The sequence below is a fragment of the Limnohabitans sp. JirII-31 genome, from assembly GCF_002778315.1.
Taxonomy (GTDB): domain Bacteria; phylum Pseudomonadota; class Gammaproteobacteria; order Burkholderiales; family Burkholderiaceae_C; genus Limnohabitans.
Map to the genome: position 1 here is coordinate 335043 of NZ_NESA01000001.1, position 21324 is coordinate 356366.

23 protein-coding genes are annotated in these 21324 nt (G+C 59.8%); 7 read left to right on the plus strand and 16 right to left on the minus strand.

All coding sequences use genetic code 11. From position 1 onward, the window contains the following. Positions 1 to 3 precede the first annotated feature (3 nt). From B9Z41_RS01635 to B9Z41_RS01645, 3 genes are read left to right on the plus strand one after another with little or no spacing between them, the layout of a single operon-like run. Positions 4 to 909, plus strand: coding sequence for a VOC family protein (locus tag B9Z41_RS01635; RefSeq protein ID WP_100144333.1), 906 nt, complete (start codon positions 4 to 6; stop codon positions 907 to 909). A 16-nt stretch (positions 910 to 925) separates the two neighbouring features. Continuing rightward, positions 926 to 2464, plus strand: a complete 1539-nt coding sequence (locus tag B9Z41_RS01640) for a bifunctional 3-(3-hydroxy-phenyl)propionate/3-hydroxycinnamic acid hydroxylase (protein ID WP_233202457.1) — start codon at positions 926 to 928, stop codon at positions 2462 to 2464. 18 nt (positions 2465 to 2482) lie between these two features. Then, positions 2483 to 3463, plus strand: coding sequence for a tripartite tricarboxylate transporter substrate binding protein (locus B9Z41_RS01645; RefSeq protein ID WP_100144337.1), 981 nt, complete (start codon positions 2483 to 2485; stop codon positions 3461 to 3463). Positions 3464 to 3505: 42 nt separating this feature from the next. Here the strand turns inward: B9Z41_RS01645 and B9Z41_RS01650 are convergent, their stop codons facing one another. The 4 genes from B9Z41_RS01650 to B9Z41_RS01665 all read right to left on the minus strand — a co-directional run bounded on the left by B9Z41_RS01650 (position 3506) and on the right by B9Z41_RS01665 (position 6973). Next, positions 3506 to 4018, minus strand: a complete 513-nt coding sequence (locus B9Z41_RS01650; protein WP_233202459.1) for a RidA family protein — start codon at positions 4016 to 4018, stop codon at positions 3506 to 3508. A 76-nt stretch (positions 4019 to 4094) separates the two neighbouring features. Then, positions 4095 to 5090, minus strand: a complete 996-nt coding sequence (locus tag B9Z41_RS01655) for a tripartite tricarboxylate transporter substrate binding protein (RefSeq protein WP_100144339.1) — start codon at positions 5088 to 5090, stop codon at positions 4095 to 4097. Positions 5091 to 5132: 42 nt separating this feature from the next. Next, positions 5133 to 6011 carry an alpha/beta hydrolase gene (locus B9Z41_RS01660; protein WP_100144342.1) on the minus strand — a complete coding sequence of 293 codons (879 nt, stop codon included), beginning with the start codon at positions 6009 to 6011 and terminating at the stop codon, positions 5133 to 5135. Continuing rightward, positions 6008 to 6973, minus strand: a complete 966-nt coding sequence (locus tag B9Z41_RS01665; protein ID WP_100144344.1) for a tripartite tricarboxylate transporter substrate binding protein — start codon at positions 6971 to 6973, stop codon at positions 6008 to 6010. Before B9Z41_RS01665 ends, B9Z41_RS01660 begins: the two co-directional genes overlap by 4 nt. 87 nt (positions 6974 to 7060) lie before the next feature. Between B9Z41_RS01665 and B9Z41_RS01670 the strand changes: the two genes are divergently transcribed. Beyond that, positions 7061 to 7912, plus strand: coding sequence for an alpha/beta fold hydrolase (locus tag B9Z41_RS01670; RefSeq protein ID WP_158236113.1), 852 nt, complete (start codon positions 7061 to 7063; stop codon positions 7910 to 7912). On the opposite strand, the gene B9Z41_RS01675 is transcribed toward B9Z41_RS01670, so the two are convergent. From B9Z41_RS01675 to B9Z41_RS01710, 8 genes are all read right to left on the minus strand, one after another. Next, entirely contained in the window at positions 7898 to 8323 is a 426-nt protein-coding gene (locus tag B9Z41_RS01675) for a universal stress protein (protein ID WP_100144346.1), read from the minus strand. The two genes, B9Z41_RS01670 and B9Z41_RS01675, sit on opposite strands and share 15 nt — an antisense overlap. 151 nt (positions 8324 to 8474) lie before the next feature. Further along, positions 8475 to 9509 (minus strand): DctP family TRAP transporter solute-binding subunit, encoded by a 1035-nt coding sequence (locus B9Z41_RS01680; protein WP_100144348.1) that lies wholly within the window; start codon positions 9507 to 9509, stop codon positions 8475 to 8477. A 34-nt stretch (positions 9510 to 9543) separates the two neighbouring features. Continuing rightward, positions 9544 to 10842 carry a TRAP transporter large permease gene (locus tag B9Z41_RS01685; protein ID WP_100144350.1) on the minus strand — a complete coding sequence of 433 codons (1299 nt, stop codon included), beginning with the start codon at positions 10840 to 10842 and terminating at the stop codon, positions 9544 to 9546. Further along, a complete protein-coding gene (locus tag B9Z41_RS01690) occupies positions 10839 to 11366 on the minus strand; it encodes a TRAP transporter small permease (RefSeq protein WP_100144352.1) in 528 nt (175 codons plus the stop codon). The genes B9Z41_RS01685 and B9Z41_RS01690 overlap by 4 nt, the downstream gene beginning before the upstream one ends. 26 nt (positions 11367 to 11392) lie before the next feature. Continuing rightward, entirely contained in the window at positions 11393 to 12349 is a 957-nt protein-coding gene (locus tag B9Z41_RS01695) for an alpha-ketoacid dehydrogenase subunit beta (protein ID WP_100144354.1), read from the minus strand. Further along, complete coding sequence (locus B9Z41_RS01700) at positions 12340 to 13314, minus strand: thiamine pyrophosphate-dependent dehydrogenase E1 component subunit alpha (RefSeq protein WP_100145072.1); 975 nt, start codon at positions 13312 to 13314, stop codon at positions 12340 to 12342. The genes B9Z41_RS01695 and B9Z41_RS01700 overlap by 10 nt, the downstream gene beginning before the upstream one ends. A gap of 67 nt (positions 13315 to 13381) precedes the next feature. Then, positions 13382 to 13993, minus strand: a complete 612-nt coding sequence (locus B9Z41_RS01705; protein WP_100144356.1) for a LysE family translocator — start codon at positions 13991 to 13993, stop codon at positions 13382 to 13384. After that, positions 13994 to 14686 (minus strand): glutathione S-transferase family protein, encoded by a 693-nt coding sequence (locus B9Z41_RS01710; RefSeq protein WP_100144358.1) that lies wholly within the window; start codon positions 14684 to 14686, stop codon positions 13994 to 13996. A gap of 100 nt (positions 14687 to 14786) precedes the next feature. Here B9Z41_RS01710 and B9Z41_RS01715 point away from each other — a divergent pair, with 100 nt between their 5' ends. Together B9Z41_RS01715 and B9Z41_RS01720 are read left to right on the plus strand one after the other, a co-directional pair. After that, on the plus strand, positions 14787 to 15959 hold the full coding sequence (locus B9Z41_RS01715; protein ID WP_100144360.1) for an ABC transporter substrate-binding protein: 1173 nt from the start codon (positions 14787 to 14789) through the stop codon (positions 15957 to 15959). Between the two features lie 18 nt (positions 15960 to 15977). Then, entirely contained in the window at positions 15978 to 17249 is a 1272-nt protein-coding gene (locus B9Z41_RS01720) for an MFS transporter (protein ID WP_100144362.1), read from the plus strand. Here B9Z41_RS01720 and B9Z41_RS01725 read toward each other — a convergent pair. From B9Z41_RS01725 to B9Z41_RS01735, 3 genes are read right to left on the minus strand one after another with little or no spacing between them, the layout of a single operon-like run. After that, positions 17222 to 17866 carry a glutathione S-transferase family protein gene (locus B9Z41_RS01725; protein ID WP_100144364.1) on the minus strand — a complete coding sequence of 215 codons (645 nt, stop codon included), beginning with the start codon at positions 17864 to 17866 and terminating at the stop codon, positions 17222 to 17224. The genes B9Z41_RS01720 and B9Z41_RS01725 overlap by 28 nt on opposite strands. A gap of 18 nt (positions 17867 to 17884) precedes the next feature. Then, the gene (locus tag B9Z41_RS01730; RefSeq protein ID WP_100144366.1) at positions 17885 to 18490 is read right to left on the minus strand and encodes a nuclear transport factor 2 family protein; all 606 of its coding nucleotides are present in this window, start codon (positions 18488 to 18490) and stop codon (positions 17885 to 17887) included. 2 nt (positions 18491 to 18492) lie between these two features. Further along, entirely contained in the window at positions 18493 to 19374 is an 882-nt protein-coding gene (locus tag B9Z41_RS01735) for a tripartite tricarboxylate transporter substrate binding protein (RefSeq protein ID WP_158236114.1), read from the minus strand. Between the two features lie 248 nt (positions 19375 to 19622). Here B9Z41_RS01735 and B9Z41_RS01740 point away from each other — a divergent pair, with 248 nt between their 5' ends. Beyond that, the gene (locus B9Z41_RS01740) at positions 19623 to 20261 is read left to right on the plus strand and encodes an NAD(P)H-dependent oxidoreductase (RefSeq protein ID WP_100144370.1); all 639 of its coding nucleotides are present in this window, start codon (positions 19623 to 19625) and stop codon (positions 20259 to 20261) included. Between the two features lie 13 nt (positions 20262 to 20274). On the opposite strand, the gene B9Z41_RS01745 is transcribed toward B9Z41_RS01740, so the two are convergent. Next, on the minus strand, positions 20275 to 21246 hold the full coding sequence (locus tag B9Z41_RS01745; protein WP_233202461.1) for a tripartite tricarboxylate transporter substrate binding protein: 972 nt from the start codon (positions 21244 to 21246) through the stop codon (positions 20275 to 20277). Positions 21247 to 21324: the final 78 nt, after the last annotated feature.

Genomic DNA, 21324 nt, shown 5'->3' on the forward strand with positions numbered 1-21324 from the left:
TTCATGACCCATGCTTCCTCTCGCATCAGCGCCTTGCGCAATGCGGCACTGAATGTGCCCAACTTGCAGCAAGCCGAAGATTTTTTCTGTCGTACCTGGCATCTTTTTGTGGCCGATCGTGCACCGGGTGTTGTGTACTTGCGTGGCACGGGCCAAGACCACCATTTGCTGGCGCTGCATCAAGGCGGTGAACACGCACAGATCAAACACGTGACCTTGCGTGCCCGCAGCGAGAGCGCGCTGCACGAAGCTGCCGCTCTGGCCGTGCAACACGGGGGGCGTGTGGTCAAACCTGCGGCACCCAGTGCTGACCCAGCGGGGGGCACCTCGCTGACCATCGCCGACCCCCATGGACGCGTTTTTGAGTTGGTGACAGGCGACACCCTGCGTTCCAGCCCCACCGTAGAAGCGGACCAGCCCATGCGCTTGGCCCATGTGGTGCTCAACAGCCACGACGTTGAAGTCAGTCAAAAATTTCTGGCCCGCGTGCTCGACTTCTCGTTGTCAGACCGCACCAAGATCATGGCCTTCATGCGCTGCAACAGCGACCACCACAGCATCGCGCTGGGTGACACCGACAACGACGCCTTGAACCACATCGCGTTTTTGATGCCCGACCTCGAGTCGGTCATGCGCGGCGGTGGCCGCATGCGCGATGCGGGTTACGGCATCGAGTGGGGCCCAGGCCGTCACGGCCCCGGCAACAACGCCTTCAACTACTTTGTGGGCCCGTTCGATCTGGTGATCGAATACACCGCCGATGTGCAGCAAATCGACGACAGCTACAAGGCTGGCCAACCCTCTGACTGGAAGTGGCCCGAGGGCCGTGTCGACCAGTGGGGCATTTCCCAACCTCCCAGCGCCAAGCTCAAAGAAGCCCAGCGCGCCGTGTTGTTTGAAACCGTTTGAAGATGAGTCGCTGAAGATGAGTAACGAGATGTTTGATGTGGCCATCGTGGGCTTTGGTCCTACCGGGGCCGTGGCTGCGGGTTTGTTGGGCGGCCGAGGCCTGAAGGTGTGGGTCTGTGACAAGTCAGAGGATGTGTACGACAAGCCCCGTGCCATTGCCCTGGACCACGAGATCATGCGTGTGTTCCAAGAACTTTCCTTGGTTGAAAAAATTGAGCCCTTCACCGAACCCTTCACCAACTCTGAGTTCTTTGGGGTCGACGGCCAGCTCATCAAATGCATGTCCACCGTGGCCGAGCCTTTCCCATTGGCTTACACGCCCTCGTTGGTGTTCAGCCAGCCCCCGGTGGAAGCGGCCTTGCGCGCCCATGTGCGCAGCTTGCCCAACGTCACCGTGTCGCTGGGCCACACCGTCACCGCTGTCACGCAAGACAGCGAGGGCGCCACACTGACCCTGATGGATGCGCAGGGCCACAGCAGCCAGGTGCAAGCGCGCTACGTCATCGGCTGCGACGGTGCGTCGAGCTTTGTCCGCGGGCAAGTGGGCTTGACGTTGGAAGACTTGGGCTTTGACGAACCCTGGTTGGTGGTGGACGTGCTGGTCAACGAACAAGGGCTGAAAAAGCTGCCTCAAACCAGCGTGCAGTACTGCGAGCCAGAACGTCCTTGCACCCTGGTGATTGGGCCTAAGAACCACCGCCGTTGGGAGATTTCGATCAATCCCGGCGAAGACCCACAACACTTGGCCACGCCTGAAGGCACCTGGCCTTTGCTGGCGCGTTGGCTCACGCCCGCAGACGCCACGCTGTGGCGCCAAGCCAGTTACCGATTCCATGCCTTGGTGGCCCAAGACTGGCGCCAAGGTCGCGTGTTCCTCGCCGGCGATGCTGCGCATCAGCAGCCGCCGTTCCTGGGCCAAGGCATGTGCCAAGGTGTGCGCGATGCCGCCAACTTGAGCTGGAAGCTGGCCGAGGTGTTGAGTGGTCGCGCCCACGCCAGCTTGCTCGACACCTACGGCGAAGAGCGCAAAGCCCACGTGACCGAGCTGACCCGGCGCATCAAAGGCATTGGGCAATTGGTGGGCCAGCGCGATGTGGCCAAAGCCCGCGAACGCGACGCCCAGTTGTTGGCCGAGTGTGGCGGTGTGGTTCAACCCATGCCGCGTCAAAACGTGCAGCCCGCCTTGGCCCAGGGCTGTCTGGTGCCCGGTACTGCGGCGGCTGGCACGCTGTTTCCGCAAGCGTGGTGGCAGCAGGGCGCGCACAAGCAGCGCATGGACACGGTGCTGGGCACAGGCTGGCGCGTGTTTGTGGCTGCCGGTGCCGATGCGGGCTTGGAGGCCGCACTGGCCGCAGCCCCTGCGTCGCTGCAACTCAAAGTTGTGCGCTTGGGCACCCCCGACGCGGCTGAGTGCGATGGTGTGCTCGCCGCATGGTTCCAAGCCAACGGCTGCCAAGCCGCTTGGGTGCGCCCCGATCACTATGTGTTTGCCACGGCCCACAACGTGGCAGAGCTCACCGCACAGCAACAAACGTTGCGCGCTTACTTTTCATAAATACAACCGGAGACCTTCATGACACGTCGTCACTTTCTGCACACCGCCTTGGCCACGGCTGCGGGCTTGAGCACCACCACCTTGTGGGCGCAAAGCGCTGCATGGCCTGACAAACCCATCAAAGTGGTGTTGTCGCAGCCCCCAGGCTCGGGCCCCGACAACGTGGCGCGTTTGTTGGGCGACCGCATCAGCAAGCCCTTGGGTCAACCTTGGGTGATCGACAACAAACCCGGTGGTCAAAACATCATCGGTGCGCAGGCGGCAGCGCGTTCGCCGGCCGATGGTTACACCTTGTACTTCGCCACCACCGCAGCCTTGGTGACGAACAAACACCTGTTCAAGACCATGCCCTACGACCCACAGAAAGACTTTGTGCCGGTCGCCTTTGTGGCCAAGAGCCCGTTTGCGGTGTTGGTGAGGGCCGAATCACCCATTGCCTCGATCCAAGACCTGATCGCCCGTGCCAAAGCCACGCCGGGCAAGCTCTCGCTGGCCAATGAGGGCCCGCGCACCTTTGGCGGCATCATTGCGCGCCTCATCAATGCGCGTACCAAGATGGAAGCCAACTTGGTGTCTTACGCCTCGGTCAGCGTGGCGGTGCAAGACGTGTTGGGTGGACATGCTGAAGCCGTGGTGGCCGACTTGGCCTCGACCGCGCAACTGGTGCGCCAAGGCCGTCTGCGTTTGTTGGCTGTCACAGCGGGCAAGCGTGTGGCAGGTTGGGAGCAAGTCCCTGCCTTGTCTGAGCTGCTGCCCAACTTTGAAATGGTGGGCTGGTTTGCCTTGATGGCACCGACTGGTACCCCGGCGGCGGTGATTCAAAAGCTCAACGTCGAAGTCAACAAATTGTTGGCAGAGCCCGAGTTTGCGCAGCGCATGCTCACCATGGGCCCGATTGCCGAGCCTTTGGGCGGAGCCGACAAGGCCGAAGCCTTCTTGAACCGTGAGCATGAGCGCTGGGCCGAAGTGGCCAAAGAGATTGGCCTGTTGCCCGAATAACGCTGATCAAGGGCCCTCACGCAGGGCCCTGACTCCGAGCGCTTACTTCTTCTTGGCCATGCCCTCGGCCGAGCAGGGGTTCTCGGTTGAGCAGCGGTCGCCAATCACACCCACGGCTTGAATTTCAATTTCAATGCCGGGGCGTGCAAAGTTGGTCACGGTGATCAGGGCGCTGCCGGGGTAGTTGCCGTTTTGAAAAAAGTCTTTGCGCATTTCCACAAAGCGGTCGCCATAGCGTGACTCTTTGATGAACACCGTCATGCTCACGATGTTGGCCAAGCTGCCCCCAGCTTTGCGCATCACTTGGTCGATCTGCGACACCACTTGCTTGGTTTGCGCTTCAAAGTTGTTGGAAATATCTTTCCCGTCGTTGTCGCGGGTGGCGGTTTGCCCGGCCACCCAGACCGTCTTGCCGCCTTCGGTGATGACGCCGGGTGAGAAGGCACGCGACAACTGGAATGGTGTTTTTTCCATGTACTCGGCTGCAGAGGCAGCGGGGAGATAGCCAGCAGCCAGCGTCACAAACGCAAGAATCGATGCAGTGAATTTTTTCATAGGGCTCTCTGTGTCAATGCATGGTCAAGATCAACCACCGCCCCAATGTAATTCAGACCGAGCGCCTTGACTGTGCTTACTCCGCCTGCACACCCGCCAGGCGAACGGCCTTGCGGGTTTGTTCAATGTCACGCGTCAAAAACTCGCGGAAAGCCTCGCCTGTGGTGCTGATTGGCACAGCGCCGTTCAGGGCAAACGCGTCGCGCAGCTCTTTGCTTTGCAAGGCTTGCGCCAGTTGACGGCGCAGCAGATCGGTCACTTCGGCGGGCAGGCCTTTGGGGGCCATCAGCCCAATCCAGCTCGCAAACTCAAAACCAGGCAAGGTCTCGGCAATCGACGGCACCGCGCCCAGCGGCTGCGTGCCTTTGGGCATGCTGTGGCCCAGGGCTTTCAAGCGGCCGCCTTTGACCAGGGCCATGGCGGCGGGTGCGGGGGTGAGCGTCCAGTCGGTCTCGCCACTCACCACCGATCCCACCGATTGGCTGCCGCCTTTGTAGGGCACATGCAAGGCTTCAAAACCCGCCGCTGCACTCAAGGCCACACCTGCCAAATGGCTTACCGAGCCCGGCCCGGCTGAGGCCATGTTGAACCTGCCGCCCTGTGCCTTGGCATAGGCCAAAAACTCCGACAGCTTGTTGACGGGCAGGGAGGTGCGACACACCAGCACATTGGGTAACAAGGCGATGAGCGAGATCAGCTCGAAGTCTTTCAGCGGGTCGTAGTTGACCGCTTTTTGCAGCAGCGGGGCCACCGTGGTCGAGCTGCTTGACGCCACGATCAAGGTGTAGCCATCGGGGGTGGCGAACTTGCCTGCATCCATGCCCACAGCGCCTGCGGCACCGGCCTTGTTGTCCACCACCATGGCTTGTCCCAACAGCGGGGTGAGCTGTTGACCCACCAGGCGACCCATGGTGTCGACCGAGCTGCCCGGCGCATTGGGCACGATCAAGCGCACCGGACGTGACGGGTAGCGTGGCGCTTGCGCCCACAGTGTGGCGGGGGCAGACAAACCAGCGCCACAGAGCAGGGCGCAAGACAACAGTTGGCGGCGAAATGGATCGGCAGATGGCATCCGTGACTCCTAGGTGTGTGGGGCCGATCTGGCGCAGTGGGCTCAGCCCTGCATCAGCTCTTGCAAAGCCTGCGCCATCAGGCCATCGGCTTGGGCAAAGGTTTCCAAAATTTCAAAATGGTTCAAACCCGTGCCCCATCGGAAGGTCAGTTCAACCTCTTGCCCAGACAGGTCTTTGGCAAAGTCACGCGCCTGGCGCTTGAACTCAGGTGACTCTTTGTCGCCACACAGCAACATCACGGGCATGGTGAATTTGCGTAAGTGCCTCTGCGGGCTCAATGCATAGACGTTCTCGTCTGTGAAGGCCACGTACTGGCTGCGTGCCGACAGGCGCACCGGCTCCAGGTCGTACATGCCACTGCAACACAACAAACCATGGATGGGGGTGTGGGCCAAGCCCTCTTGTGCCCAGTTGTGTGTGGCCAAGCAGGCGGCCAGGTGTGCGCCTGACGAATGGCCCACCACGTAAATGCGTTCTGGGTCTGCCCCCATCGCCGCTGCGTGCTGAGCCGTGAAAGCCAGGGCGCGCTGCAATTGTTCGGCCAGGGTCATCAAGCGACCTTCGACGTCGGTGACGGCTGCAAAGTCTGGAATCACCACATGTGCCCCACGCTTGAGCAGCCATGCCACGGCCATCGCATAGTCCTGCGCCTGACCACGTCGCCACGCGCCGCCATGGATGAAAAAAACCAGCGGCGCGTTGGCGTTTGGGCTGGGGTACCAATCCAACGCTTCTATGGGGGTGGGGCCGTAGGCCATGTGCTGCACCTGCGTGCCTTGTGCATGCACGTACGCACGCGCTTCGGCGCTGCGCGCGGCACAACGTGCCATCACCTCCACCATGTTGGGGGCATGTTGGGTCTGGTCATAGGCCCAGTCGAGTTGGTCTTGCGTCAAGTCTCGCCAGATGGTTGTTTTCATTCGATCACTGCTCCTGATGCTTTGATGGTGGTTCTGCGGGAAGCACTTTCGCTGCGGATGTGGCGACGAAACTCGTCCGGTCCCAAACCCACAAAGTCGTACGACTTGCCTTCGATCTCTTTGCTGCGAAAGTCGGGCTCGCTGATCACCGCCAAGATATCGCGGTGCATGCGATTGACCAGGGCAGGCGCAAAGCTGGCTGGTGCAAACACGCCCACCCAGACATTGGCATCCACTTCTGGAAAACCCAACTCGGTCATGGTGGGCACATCGGGGTAGGCCGCTGCACGGGTTTTGCCGCCATAGGCCAAAGGCTTGATGCGCTTGCTGGCAATGTGGGGGCGTGCCGACACAATGCCCGACCACGTGAGCGGCACTTCGCCACTGACCACAGCGGTCACCGCCTGCGGAATGCCGCGGTAAGGAATGTGCACGATGAACACGCCCGCTTTTTGTTTGAGCATCTCGGTGGCCAGCTGCGGTTGGCTACCCGGCCCATACGACGCGTACGACAAAGACCCGGGCTTGGCTTTGGCCATGGCCAGCAATTCTTTGAGGTTGTTGGCAGGCAGGCTGGCGTTGGCCACCAGCATTTGGCTGAACGCCACCAGTTGCGTCACAGGCGCAAAGTCTTTGTCAGCGTCGTAGGGCAGCTTGCTGTAGAGATGTGGGTTGATGGTGAAGGTGGCATCGGTGGTGAACAGCAAGGTGTGGTTGTCCGTGGACTTGGCCACCGCTTCGGTGCCAATCAAGGTGTTGGCGCCGGGGCGGTTGTCGATGGTGATGGGCTGCTGCCATTTGTCTTGCAAGCGTTGGGCCAGGGCCCGTGCCATCACATCCACGCCGCCGCCTGCGGGGTAGGGCACGATGAGTTTGACGGGGCGTGTGGGCCACTCTTGCGCGCTTGCTGAACCTGCGGCCACACAGAGCGCCGCGAACAAAACCGCCATCCAATGTTTCATGTGTGTATCCAAATACCAAAGGTTAGGATGCGGCCCAACGTCCAAGCACCCACAGAACTCAAATCGGCCCCGATCATGACACACCCCATGGCCTTTCCTTCTCTGCCTGAAGTGCGATTTGCACGTATCCCGCAAGAGTCCCAAGCACGCTACTTGGGCGACCGCTTCTCTTACATCGAAGCTGGACCTGCGGATGCGCCGTGTGTGTTGTTTTTACATGGCATTGGCAGCAATGCCACCTACTTTCGCTTTCAATTTGCGTCACTGAGCCATCGCTTTCGCGTGGTGGCCTGGAACGCACCCGGCTACTGGATGAGCGACAACTTGAAGACCGAGCACCCCAGCGATGCCGACTACGCACAGGCCGTGGCGGACTTTACCCAGGCATTGGACATCCATGACATGGTGTTGTGCGGCAACTCGTTTGGTTCGGTGGTGGCGCAGGCCTTTGCCATACGTCACCCGCAGCGCGTGCAGCGTTTGGTCTTGACGGGCACAGGCGTGGGCCAAAAGCAGCTCAGTGCACAACGGCGCGAAGCCTTTGAGGCACGGGCCCGACGCATACGCTTGGGTAGCTACCAATACGGTGATGCGGGGGTGGACAACCTGGTGGGGCCTCACGCCTCGCCCGCGTTGCGGGCCATGTTGGTGGCCGTCACGCGCGGCACGCAAGCGGCGGGCTTGTTGCGGGCGGTGTCATTCAGATTGAGCGACTTTTACACGCCTGATGTCGCAGCCGCTCTCACCATGCCCGTGTTGCTGGTGCAGGGCAGCGAAGACCGCACCAACCCCAGACAAGACAATGCCGACCTTCTCTTGCCCCAATTGCCGCATGGGCGATTGGTTGAGTTGGTCGGCATTGGGCATTTGCCCGAGGTGGAAGCCCCGGACACCTTCCATCAGTTGCTGGAGAGTTTCCTCAGCTCACTTGACCAGTAGCACCGGCACTTTGGCCACAGCCAGTACCTTGTGAGCCACCGAGCCCACCACCAAGTCTTTGATGGATGAGCGGCCTTTGGAGCCCATCACGATCATGTCGAACTTGCCCGATTCGGACTCGGCCTTGATTTGATCGGCAGGGTGACCATAGCGAATCACCATGTCGTGGGCCACGCCCATTTTGTCGAACAGCTTTTGTGCGCTGCCAATGTCTTTCTCGCTCAGCCCGCGCAGGTAGTCGCTGACCGCGTCTTTGGGCACGTATTTTTTGAAATGTTTCAAAGCCGTGTCGTCATGCACAGAAATGATCGTGATGTGACTTTTGCCCTTGAGTGACGCAGCCAATGTGGCGGCGTACTTGGCGCCAGACAGCGAATTTTTTGAACCATCGATCGCGACTAAAAGCTTCATGCGTTGCTCCTTGGAAATGAGTTGGTGAACTATAGAGTGAATAAACAGCACCTTGCGTGATCTTGATCAAACTAACTTGAATCAAGATTCGATGAAGATGCTGTGTTTGCCCCTTTGCTCCAGAAATTCAGATGTGCTGACTCTGCGCCGCTTATTTCTTGCGAGCAGCAATGGCTTTTTCAGCCATGTCCACCAGCTCGACGCCGACGGTCTTTTTCCACTTCTCGTACACGGGGCGAGTGACTTTCACAAACGCGTCGCGTTCGGCAGGAGTGAGTTGGGTCACAGTCACGCCCATGGCAGCAATGTCTTTGAGCACCGGTTTGTCGGCTTCGATCAAGCCTTTGCGGGCCATGGCAATTTCTTGATGACCGGCATCGATGGCGGCTTGGCGCACGATGGCTTGGTCAGCCGCGGTCCATGAGTTCCAAATCTCTTTGTTCACCACAAAGATCAGCGGATCGGCCATGTAGCCCCAAGTGGTGACGAATTTTTGACCCACGGTGTGCATCTTGAGCACCGTGAATAAGAACAAGGGGTTTTCTTGACCATCCACCGCGCCGCTTGAGAGGGCGGGTTGCGCATCGGCCCAGCTCATTTGCGTGGGATTGGCTCCCATGGCGCTGAACATGTCCGAGAAGATGGGCGAACCCACCACACGAATCTTCATGCCCTTGAGGTCTTCGGGCGACTTGATCACGCGCTTGGAGTTGGTCACTTCGCGGTAGCCGTTCTCACCCCAGGCCAGTGGCATCACGCCAGACTTGTCGAGGGTTTGAAAAATCTTCTTTCCCACCTCGCCTTGCGTCAGCGCGTCCAGCGCAGCGTAGTCGGGCATCAAAAAGGGCAGCGAGAACAAATTGAGTTCTTTCACCTGGGGAGACCAGTTGATGGTCGAGCCCACCGCCATGTCGATCACACCTTGGCGCAGGGCGCTGAACTCGCGCGTTTGGTCGCCTTGAATCAGCGACACACCGGGGTAGAGCTTGATGTTGATGCGCCCCTGCGTGCGCTCTTTCACCATGTCGGCCCACAGCTTGCCCGCTTGTCCCCAAGGGGTGGGAGGGCCCAGCACCAGTGACATGCGGTACTCAGCTTTGTAGGTTTGTGCCGGTGCGGCCACCGAGAAGGCGGCCAGCGCGGTGGCCGCAGCCAACACGCTCACGAGAGTTCGACGAAGTTTCATGAATGTCTCCTTATAAAAATCAACGGTCGCAAAATCAGTAGCCCATGTAACGCGGCAGCCACAAGGCCAACTCTGGCCAAGCGATGACGGCCACCATCACCAAGAACATCGAAAACAGCATCCAGCCAACCCAGCGCACGGTCTCCTCCATGCGCACGCCCGCAATGCGGCAAGACACCATCAGGTTCACCGCCAACGGGGGCGTGAACTGACCCAGCGCCACTTTGAGTGTGAGGATGACGCCAAACCACACCGGGTCCCATTTGTAGAACTGCACGATGGGCCACAGCAAGGGCACAAAAATCAAAAAGATCGACACGCCGTCCAAGAACATGCCCACGGTGATGAGCATCAAGATCAACAAGGCCAACACACCGTACTCGCCCAGCCCAGAGTTAACGATGGCTTGGGTGATCGGGTCGATCACGCCCAGTGTGGACAACGAGTAGGCAAAGATGCCCGCCAGCGACACCACTAGCAAGATGATGGCCGACAACTCCCCCGACTCGCGCAAGATGACAAACAGGTCGCGAACTGCAATGGTGCGGTGAATCACCATGCCCACAAACAAGCCGTAGAACACGGCCACCACAGCCGCTTCGGTGGGGGTGAACCAACCGGCACGCATGCCACCCAAAATCAGCACCGGTGCGGCCAAGCCCCACGAGGCTTCGCGCAGGCTTTGCCAAAACGGGGGGCGTGGCAGGCTGGCCTCCAGCGCACCCATCTTGTGTTTGCGCGCCATCCACACGGTGGGGATGATCAAGGCCAAACCGGCCAACACCCCCGGCACCATGCCCGCGGCAAACAGCGCAGGCACCGAAGCCCCTGGCACCAACACCGAATACACGATGAAGGCCACCGAAGGCGGAATCAAGATGTCGGTGGCAGCCGCAGCCCCCACCACACTGGCCGAAAAAGCCGCTGGGTAACCGGCCCGCGACATGGCCGAAATCATCACCGCGCCTACCGCGGCTGCATTGGCCGGACCAGAGCCCGAGATGCCGCCCAAGAACATGGCCACCACAATTGCCACCAAGGGCAACATGCCGGGACCCCGCCCCACCATGGCCACGGCAAAGTTCACCAGCCGCAAGGCCACGCCCGAGCGGTCAAAGATGGAGCCCACCAACACAAACATCGGAATCGCCAGCAAGGGGTACTTGCCCAGACCCGCGTAAAAGTTTTGCGGCACGGCCAACAGGCCAAACCATTGCGCATCGGCATTGGCCAAGGCAATGCAGGCGGCACCCGCCAGACCCAAGGCCGCGCCGATGGGCACGCCCATCAGCATCATCACCACAAAGGCGGTAAACAGCAGGGTGGGGATCATGCGCGACGCCCCCGACGGATGAACAGACCCAAGGCACGGCCTGCAATGGCCACCGACATGATCGGCAGCCAGATGGTGTACCACCACTGCGGCACGCCAATTCCCGGTGAGGTTTCGCCAAAGCGGATGTCGTCCCACACCATGCGCGTGCTGAGCACCGCGATCAGGGCGAACAACACAAACACCATCAGCGCGCCAAATCGTGCCAGCGCGCGCTGGCGTGCAGGCGAGCCACTGTCGGCAAAGTACTCGATGCGAATTTGGCGGTTGCGCGCCACCGACGCCGAGCCCGCCACCAAGGCCAGCACGATCATCAGAAACACCGAGAACTCCTCGGTCCAAGCAAACGACTGGTTGGTGAAGTAGCGCACCAACACATTGCCAAAGGTGATCAAGGCCAACAGCCCCATCACGATGACGGTGAGCCAGTCTTCAATTCTTAGGGGGATGACGGTGACTTCGTCTTGTGCAGACGGGTCCGGCACTTCAAGGGGCAAGTGCGTTGGGTCGTGGGGATGTGTCATGAGAGGAGAGCGGTTCAATCTGAAAATCACTTTAGCATGGCATGCACAGTGGCCATCACCTGTGCGGCGCTGATGCGCGACTGGGCTTCCAGCACCGGCGCGTAGCCCACTGGAATGCGCGGCGCACCCAGGCGCTTGACTTTGCAGCCGGTGGCTTCGGCGGCAGTGGCTGCAATCTCAGCGCCAAACCCTGCGGCTTGCACGGCCTCGTGCACCACCAGCAAATGGCCGGTGCGTGCGCATGAACTGAGCACCGCGTGGCGGTCCCAAGGCCAGATGGTGCGCAGGTCGATCAGCTCGACCTCAATGCCTTGTTGCGCCAGTTGCGCACAGGCCTCGGCGCAAATTTGCACCTGCTTGCTCCAGCTCACCAGCGTCACGCGCTGGCCTGCACGCAAGGTCTGGGCTTGGCCCAGGGTGGCGGTGTGCGTGGGGTCCACCTCGCCACTCAAACCCCACAGGGTTTTGTGTTCCATATAAACCACCGGGTCGCCACTGGCCAAGGCGGCACGCAGCAAGCTGTAGTTGTCTTGCGGGGTGGCGGGGCAAACCACCACCACGCCTGGCAGGTGGGCAAACCAGCTCTCCAGCGACTGCGAGTGTTGGGCGGCCGAGGCATCCCAAATGCCAATCGGCATGCGCACCACCATCGGCACCCGGCCTTGACCGCCAAACATGAAGCGGTTTTTGGCGGCTTGGTTGACGATCTCGTCCATGCCGCACAGCGCAAAGTCGACCACGCGCATTTCCACCACCGGGCGCAAACCCGCCAAGGCCATGCCCACGCCCGCGCCCAAAATAGCCGCTTCGCTGATGGGCGTGTCGATCACACGCTGCGCGCCAAACTGGGCTTGTAGACCTTTGTATTGGCCAAAAATACCGCCGCGTCCCACGTCTTCGCCCAGCACCACCACGCTGGCGTCAGCGCTCATCTCGTGTTGCAGGGCCAGCACGGCGGCTTCTGCATAAGTCATCACAGCCATTGACCGTCTCCCAAGGTTTGCACATCGGTGAAGGCCGCGCTGGCCAGGGGCCAAGCCGCAGCATGGGCCACAGCCACGGCAGTGTCGACCTCGGCCTGAGCTTCGCGCGAGATGGTGTCGAGCACCTGTGCATCGCTGCCGGGCAGCGACAGGTAGTGCTGACGGGCGCGTGCAATGGGGTCGGTCAGCAGGGCTGCTTGCAGTTCAGCTGGGTCGCGGTAAGCGGCCAGGTCCACCGACACATGGCCTTTGACACGGTAGGTGTGGGCATGCAGCAAGCGCGGGCCACTGCCGCCACGTACTTGCGCCACCAGCTGTGCGGCGCTGGCATGCACGGCCAACACGTCGTTGCCATCCACTTTTTCGGCAGGAATGTCCAAGCTCGCGGCGCGTGCAGATGCCCCAGCGCCAGCGGTCATGGGGCCGCTCGCTGTGGTGGCGCTCCAGCGGTTGTCTTCACACACAAACAACACCGGCAGTTGGTACACCTGCGCCCAGTTGAGCGCTTCTAAAAAAGGCCCCCGGTTGATCGCGCCATCGCCAAAAAAACACACGGTGATGCCGCTGCGCTGTTGCAGCTTTTGCGCATGGGCCGCACCCACGGCAATGGGCAGGCCGGCTGCCACCACGCCGTTGGCACCCAGCATGCCCACCGAAAAATCGGCAATGTGCATCGAGCCGCCCTTGCCGCCGTTGGTGCCGTCGGCTTTGCCAAACAACTCGTTCATCATGCGCTGCAAGTTGGCACCTTTGGCCAAGGTGTGGCCATGGCCACGGTGGGTAGAGGTCAGGTAGTCGTCGGCGCGTAAATGGGCGCACACGCCCGCAGGCACGGCCTCTTGTCCGGTGGACAAGTGCAGCGGGCCGCGCACTTTGGCACTGCCGTCGGCTGACTTGCCATAGGCGCTCACGCCACCTTGGCTGGCTTGCTCGGCGGCGTTTTCAAATGCGCGAATGCGCACCATGGTGCGGTAGAGCGCAAGCAGTGTTTCGGTCTCTGGGGTCAAGGTGTCTCCTCCAGGTTGTAGGGTGTCAGAGCTGGGTCATCCAAAGTGCTGTAGCGACCAAGACAGCCGCCATGCAGCGGTTGAATAGGCGCAAGCGTTGGTGCGTTTGGTGGGGCCCACTCAGCCAGTCACGCAGCAGCGAGCCTACCAGCGCGTAGGTCAGGTTGCTGACCAAACCAAAGACTAGCATCAACGGCAAGATCACGGCAAAGCGTTGCAGCGCATCGTCGTGCCCAGCCATCCAGCCTGCCACCACGGTCAAGGCCAGCATCCAGGCCTTGATGTTCAAAAATTGCAACAACACGCCTTGCGCAAAACCCACCCGCAATGCTGCGCCGTCGGCAGCCACCAAACTCCGTGTGCGCGCCAGTTTGAAGGCCAGCCACAGCAAGTAGCCCACGCCCACGCTTTGTATTGCCAAGCGCAGCATAGGCCAAGCCAGCACCAAGCTGCCCACGCCTGCGGCGCACACGCACAGCAGCAGGCCCCATCCCACCGGCACCGCCAACACAAAACGCAGCGCATGGCGCAACCCCAAGTTGGCCGCCAGTGCGGTCGACAAGGTGGTGTTGGGCCCGGGGGTGAAGCTGGTCAAGGTGGCCAGCACCAGCAAGGCCGTGAGCTCGCTCGGCGGCAATTACTTTTTCAAGCGTTCGTTTTGCGGAAACATGAAACGTTTGGCCTCATCGTCCAACTCGGCTTTGAAGGTGCTGCGGGTTTTCAGCGCTTCAGCACGCTGCGCGGCAGGGCGTGCATTGATCTCATCGAGCAAGCGCTTGATGTGTGGGTACACCGTCCATGGGTTTTCCAGACCCAACACATAAGGCACCATGCGTGCCCAGCCCCAAAACGCCATGTCAACGATGGAGTAGTGCTCGCCCAGCATGTAGTGGTGGGTGCTCAGGTGTTCGTTGATCACGCCCCAATGCCGATGCGCCTCAAAGTCGTAGCGGTTCAAGGCATATTCTTTGGGCTCAGGCGCTGCATGGCGAAAGTGCACCGACTGACCCGAGAAAGGGCCAATACCCGAGGCAATGAACATCAGCCAAGACAGCATTTGTCCGCGCTCGGCGCTGTTGGCCTGCAAGGGCACAAACTTCTTCTCGCGATCGGCCAAGAACAACAAAATCGCGTTGCTGTCGAACACCGTCACCTCACCGTCCACGATGGCTGGCACCTTGCTGTTGGGGTTGACTTGCTTGAACGCGGGGTCGAACTGTTGCCCTTTGCGGGTGTCTACGGGGATGGCCTCGTAGGGCAAGCCCAGCTCTTCGAGCAGCAGCGCAATCTTCATGGGGTTGGGTGCTGCGTTGTAATAGAACTTGAGCATGCGGTGTCTCCTGAGGCAGTGGTTAGAAGCTGTCATTCTATGGACAGGACTTGGGGCGTTTTGATGCTGTAATCTGCCCATTCATCACCAAGGAGACACGATGCAAAAAAGACACATGATGGCCCTGACCGCTGCCTGCCTGATGGGCTTGGGTTTGACCACGGCACAGGCCCAAGACGACACCTTCAAGGTCGGCCTGCTGTTGCCCATGACGGGACCCTTTGCGTCCACCGGCAAGCAGCTCGAAGCAGGGGCCCGTTTGTACTTGGCGCAAAACGGCAGTACCGTGGCTGGCAAAAAAATTGAACTCATCTTGCGCGACGACACCAGCACACCCGATGTGACCAAGCGCTTGGCCCAAGAGTTGGTGGTGAACCAAAAAGTCAATGTGTTGGCAGGCTTTGGCTTGACCCCCTTGGCCTTTGCCACCGCACCCGTGGCCACCCAATCCAAAACACCGATGGTGGTCATGGCTGCTGCGACTTCCAGCATCACCCAGGCGTCGCCCTACATCGTGCGTTCGAGCTTCACCGTGCCTCAGGTGGTGACGGCCCTGGCCGATTGGGCCTACAAAAACAACATCAAAAAAGTGGTCAGCTTGGTCACCGACTACGGCCCTGGCGTGGACTCTGAAAAGTTTTTCAAAGACACCTTCATTGCCAACGGCGGTGTGGTGGTTGAGACCTTGCGCGTGCCCTTGCGCAACCCCGACTTCGCCCCGTTCTTGCAAAAAGTGCGTGACGCCAAGCCCGATGCCTTGTTTGCCTTTGTGCCTGCCGGCGTGGGCACTGCTTTGATGAAGCAGTTCACCGAGCGCGGCTTGGACAAAGCTGGCATCAAGGTGATTGCCGAAGGCAGCGTGACCGACGACGACATCTTGAACGACATGGGCGAGGTGGCTTTAGGCTTGGTCACCGCACACCACTACTCGGCGGCGCACAACTCGCCACAGAACAAAAAGTTCGTCGAGGCCTTTGCCAAAGCCAACAACGGCATGCGCCCCAACTTCATGGCCGTGGGTGCCTACGACGGCATGCGCGTGATTGTGGAAGCCCTCAAAGCCACCCAGGGCAAGGGCGACGGCGACGCCTTGTTGGCCGCCATGAAAGGCCAGATTTTTGAGAGCCCACGTGGCTCAATGTACATCGACGCGCAAACCCGTGACGTGGTGCACAACATCTACATCCGCAAGGTCGAGCGCAAAAACGGCCAGCTCTACAACACCGAAATTGAGACCATCAAAGACGTGAAAGATCCCGGCAAAGCCCGCTGATCTTTTTCATCTGAAGTCATGCCCAGCACACCGGCCAGTGCCGACCTGATTGACTCGCGCTACGCTGCGTGGCGCTTGCTCACCACCCTGGTGTTGGTGACGTTGGGCAACAGCAGCATGTATGTGGTGTCCGTGGTGCTGCCCACGGTACAAGCGGAATTCGGCGTCAACCGCGCTGACGCTTCGCTGCCCTATACCTTCATGATGATTTGTCTGGGCTTGGGCGGCTTGTGGACGGGCAAGTGGGCCGACCGCTACGGCATCACCCCGGTGCTGCAAGTGGGCTCGGTCGCGGTGTGCGCGGGCTTTGTGTTGGCCGGCATGTCGGGCAGCATCTGGACTTTTGGTTTGGCCCATGGTTTGTTGCTGGGCTTGTTGGGTGGGGCTTCCACCTTTGCGCCCCTCATGGCCGACACCTCGTTGTGGTGGAACAAACGCCGTGGCATGGCCGTGGCCATTTGTGCCAGCGGCAACTACGTGGCGGGCACCTTCTGGCCACCGGTGGCACAGTGGGGCATCGAGACCATTGGTTGGCGCCACACCTACATTGGCATGGGGCTGGTGTGTGGTGCGGGCATGGCCTTGCTGTCTTTGCGCATGCGTCAGCGCCCGCCCATGGTGGTGCTCACGCCTGCCGCCTCACCTGAGCGCGCGTTGCAAAGTGTGCCCATAGCGGCCACTGCACGTCCCTTTGGCCTGAGCCTCAACCACGCGCAGTGGCTGTTGTGTGTGTCGGGGGTGGCTTGTTGTGTGGCCATGTCGATGCCGCAGGTGCACATCGTGGCGTATTGCACCGACCTGGGCTTTGGCGCCGCGCGTGGTGCCGAAATGCTGTCTCTCATGCTTGGCTGCGGCATCGTCAGTCGCTTGGCCTCGGGTTGGATTTGCGACCACATTGGTGGCATTCGCACCTTGTTGCTGGGGGCGAGCTTGCAGGGCTTGGCCTTGTTGCTGTTCTTACCCTTCGATGGCCTGGTGCCGCTCTACCTCATCTCGGCCATGTTTGGTTTGTTCCAGGGTGGCATCGTGCCGTCCTACGCCATCATCGTGCGCGAACACTTCCCGCCTCAAGAGGCCGGGGCGCGCGTGGGGGCTGTGATCATGGCCACCTTGGTCGGCATGGCGCTGGGTGGCTGGATGTCGGGCAAGGTGTTTGACTTGACGGGCTCTTACCAAGCAGCCTTCCTCAACGGCATCGCTTGGAACTTAGTCACTGTCTCCATTGCCGCTTGGCTGTACTGGCGGGTGGTGCGAAACAAGCGTCAAGCAGCTTTGGCAAACTCAGCCTGAATCTGCGCTTCGTAGGCCAGCAACTTTTGCACACTGGCGCGCTGCTCCATGCGGTGCATGTGGGCCATGCAATTCTTGAAACCCGACACATCGGGTTTGAACTGCGTGGCACGACGGAAACACCAGTAAAAGTAGGCGTCGACACAACTGAAGTGGTCCATGAACCACTCGCGTCCTGCCAATAAATCGTCGGCAATTTGGAGCATCTCAAACAAGGAGTGCGAGGCCAGTTCTCGCACGTTGTTGGCGGCACCTTCCAGTGTGCAATAGCGCTCGGTGCGGGCTTGCTGCGTGAGCTTGGGGTGAATGCCCGATGCGCACCAGGCCATCAAGGAAATCGCCTTCACATAAGCCATGGGGTCTTGGGGCAACAACTTGGCCTCTGGAAATTGACGCGCAATCCAAATTTGAATGGCCACGTTTTCGGTCAACGGTTCGCCATCAATGATCAGCGTGGGCACTTTGGCTTTGGGGTTGATGCGCAAATACTCCGGGCTGTTGTGCTGGTTCTTGCCGAGGTTGATGGGCATCGGTTCGAACTCGGCGCCTGCTTCGGTGAGCAAGATGTAGGGCACCAAAGAGCAGGCGAGGGGGCAGTAGGCGAGGGTGAGTTTCATGGAGGGTGTCTTTCAAAATCAAGTGTTGAGCCAGGCAAGGCCTTCAGCATACAAGCGTGTCAGCACCTCGCTGTTGGGGGTGGGCAAGCCTTCGGTGATGGTGGCGCCCCCTTGTGCTTGCATGTACGCCAAATGGCGGTAGCCCTCGGGGTGTTTGGCCAATTGCGCGGGGTCGAGTTGCAGCGTTGCGGCGGGGTCGAGCACATCCATGCGGTCTTTTTCGTAAATTGGCACGCGCTTTTGAATGCGCCATGCATCGCCCTGGCGGACAAACTGGTCAAAAAAGCGACCGTAGCAGGTGATGTCCACCTCGACGCCATGCACCATGCCACGTGCCAGCAAGATCATGCGCGTCTCGGCCAGGGCTTTGTCGCCTTGGATGTCAATGGTTGCCGCGCCAATGAAGTGCTGGGCCTTGGCGCCACGCTTGGCTGCTTCTGTCGAGCGGTTCACAAATTCATGGGCAGGCCCGACAAACCACGTGGTGTACATGGTGGCGTCGGCTGTGTAGAACGAACGCAATAGGTCCCAACGGCCGGCATCGCGTGCCAAGCCCCAGTCTTGAACCACCTGTGTGATGGTGGCACGGTCCATCAGGGTTTGAAGTGCTGTGGATGTGGTCATGTTCACTCTGCCTTGATGCCGGCTTGGCGTAAAAATTGTGGCCACTTTTCAGCTTCTGCTTTCACATAACGCTCGGTGTCTTTGAGGTTCATGTTGAGTGGGCGCACGCCTGAAGTTTCGAGGCGTTTGCGCAAGTCAGGCTGTTGCATGACCTTGCCCATGGCAGCGCGCAATTTGTCAAGAACCACGCTGGGGGTTTGGGATGGGGCAAAAATACCAATCCAGCTCTCCAACACCAAGCCAGGCAAACCAGCTTCACGACCAAATGGGACATGGGGCAACAAGGGGTCGCGGCTGGCGTTGGAGGTGACGATGGCCTTGACGCGCTCACCCTCCAAGAACGGACGCACCGTGGCGGTGTTGTCAAAGAACAAGTCCACTCGGCCACCAAACAAATCGGTGTAAGCGGGTTGTGCGCCCTTGTAAGGCACTTCCAAAATATTCACACTCGCCAAGCTCTTGAGCAAGGCGGCCGCCACATGTTGACCCGTGCCTGCACCGCCCGTGGCAATGGTCAGTTTGCCGGGGTTGGCGCGGGCGTAGTCGATCACCTCTTGCAGTGTCGACAGAGGCAGGTCTTTGCGCGCAATCAAGGTGTACGAAAACGAGCCTGCCAAGGCCACCGGCACAAAGTCGGTGACCGGGTTGTAAGGCAGCTTGTCGTACAGGCCAGGTGTGAACGCAATATTGGCCAGACCGCCCACCAGCAAGGTGTAGCCATCGGGCGCTGCTGCGGCAGCGGCTTGGGTGCCCACCACTGTGCCTGAACCTGTGCGGTTCTCGACAACCATGGATTGACCGAGTTCGGACGAGAGCTTTTCAGCCAACAAGCGCCCCACCAAGTCGTAGCCGCCACCGGGCGCGGTCGGCACGATCAGACGCATGGGTTTGGACGGATAACTTTGTGCTGTGGCGACCCCGCAGAAAAGTGCAACCGCAAACCATGTTGTTTGCGTCAATCGGTATACAAAACGATGCATGAATTGGGCCTTGTTTGTCTCGGTCTATGTTGCTAGGGCTGCGGCAGTCTAGTGACGCAAGTCCTTGCGCAGAAGATGTCAAATTCTTCAGGGTGATCGCAATAACGGATACCTGTGTTCGAATACAGCCTTGACGAACTAGGAAGATGTGAATGTCTGAGCTGCTGAATAAATTGCGATGGCGCTATGCCGCCAAAAAACTCGATCCCACCCAAGCGGTGCCACAAGACAAGGTGGACCGTATCTTGGAGGCTGCCCGTCTCGCCCCCACCTCCAGCGGTTTGCAGCCGTTTGAAATTTATGTGATCAAAAACAAGGCCCTGCGCGAAAAAATCAAGCCTTTGGCGTTTGGCCAACAGCAAGTCGAAGATTGCTCGCATCTGCTGGTGTTTGCCGCGTGGGACAACTACACCCCCGAGCGCATCAACATGATGTTTGACCTGACCAATACAGAACGCAACTTTGTCAGCGAAGGTGGTGAGAACTACCGCCAGATGCTGCTGGCCAACTACCCCAAGCGCGACGCCGAAGTCAACTTTGAGCACGCTGCCAAGCAGGCCTACATTGGTTTGACGGCCGCCATGATTTCTGCGGCCTTCGAAGGCGTGGACTGCACCCCCATGGAAGGTTTTGATCCCAAGGGCCTGGACGAACTGCTGGGCTTGCGTGCCAAGGGTTTGCGCAGCGTGGTGATCTTGCCCCTGGGCTACCGCGAGGCCGACAAAGATTGGTTGGTCAACCTCAAAAAGGTTCGCCGCCCCAACGACCAGTTCATCACCGAGATCGACTGAGCGGCAAAAGGTCTCAGTCCACCGAGACCTTCACTTTTTTCAACACCTCGGCATAGCGGGCCAAATCAACGCTCATCAGGTCTGACACCTGCTGCGGTGAACCGGTGCTGATGGTGAAGCCGAAATTCGCCATCTTCTCTTTCACGTCGGGCTGCGACAGGGCGTCGTTTACCCCTTTGTTGATCTCTGCAATCACGCTGGCAGGTGTGCCACGTGGAGCCATCAAGGCCACCCAAGTCAGTGCGTCCAAATCTTTGGGCCCACCGCTCTCGGCCAAGGTGGGCACATCGGGCATGGCGGGTGAGCGTTTGGCATCAGACACGGCCAACACGCGCAACTTGTTGCCGCGAATCAATGCGCCTGCGGTGGCAATGCTGCCGTAGGCCCAGTCGACTTCACCCGTTGACACGGCGGCGTACAACTGCGAGGTTTCTTTGTAGGGCACGTGCAGCATCTCAGCGCCGAGCGCTGTTTCTAAACGTGCAGAGCCCAGGTGAATGGGGCCGCCCACCGCATTCGATCCATAACGCAAGGGCGCGTCTTTTTTGCTGGCCGCTGCCATGAAGTCTTTGAGCGATTTGTTCGGGCTGTCCATGCCCACCACCACAAAGAAAGCTGCCTTGTAGAGCACGGCAACGGGCACCAAGTCTTTGGCAGGGTCGTAGGACAACTTCTTGAAGATCAAGGGGTTGATAGACATATTGCCCACATCCACCACCACCAAATCATGGCCTGTTGGCGGTGCGTTCTTCATGGCGTTGATGGCCACTGCACCAGCGCCACCGGGCTTGGCTTCCACGATCACGCTTTGTCCCCAACGCCCTTGCAATTTGTCTGCCACCAAACGTGCCACCACATCGGGGCCACTGCCGGTGGGAAACACGCTCCACATCTTGACAGGTGCTGTCGGTGTGAATTGGGCCAAGGCCGTGCTGGCTGTCAAAGCCATGGCGCTGCATGCAATCAGGTGTTGGATGAGTTTCAAAAGATGTCTCCGTTGTATGTGTAGTTTGCGTGTTCAACCGCCCGGCATCCTATGCAAGCCTTGATCTTCGAGGAAGAT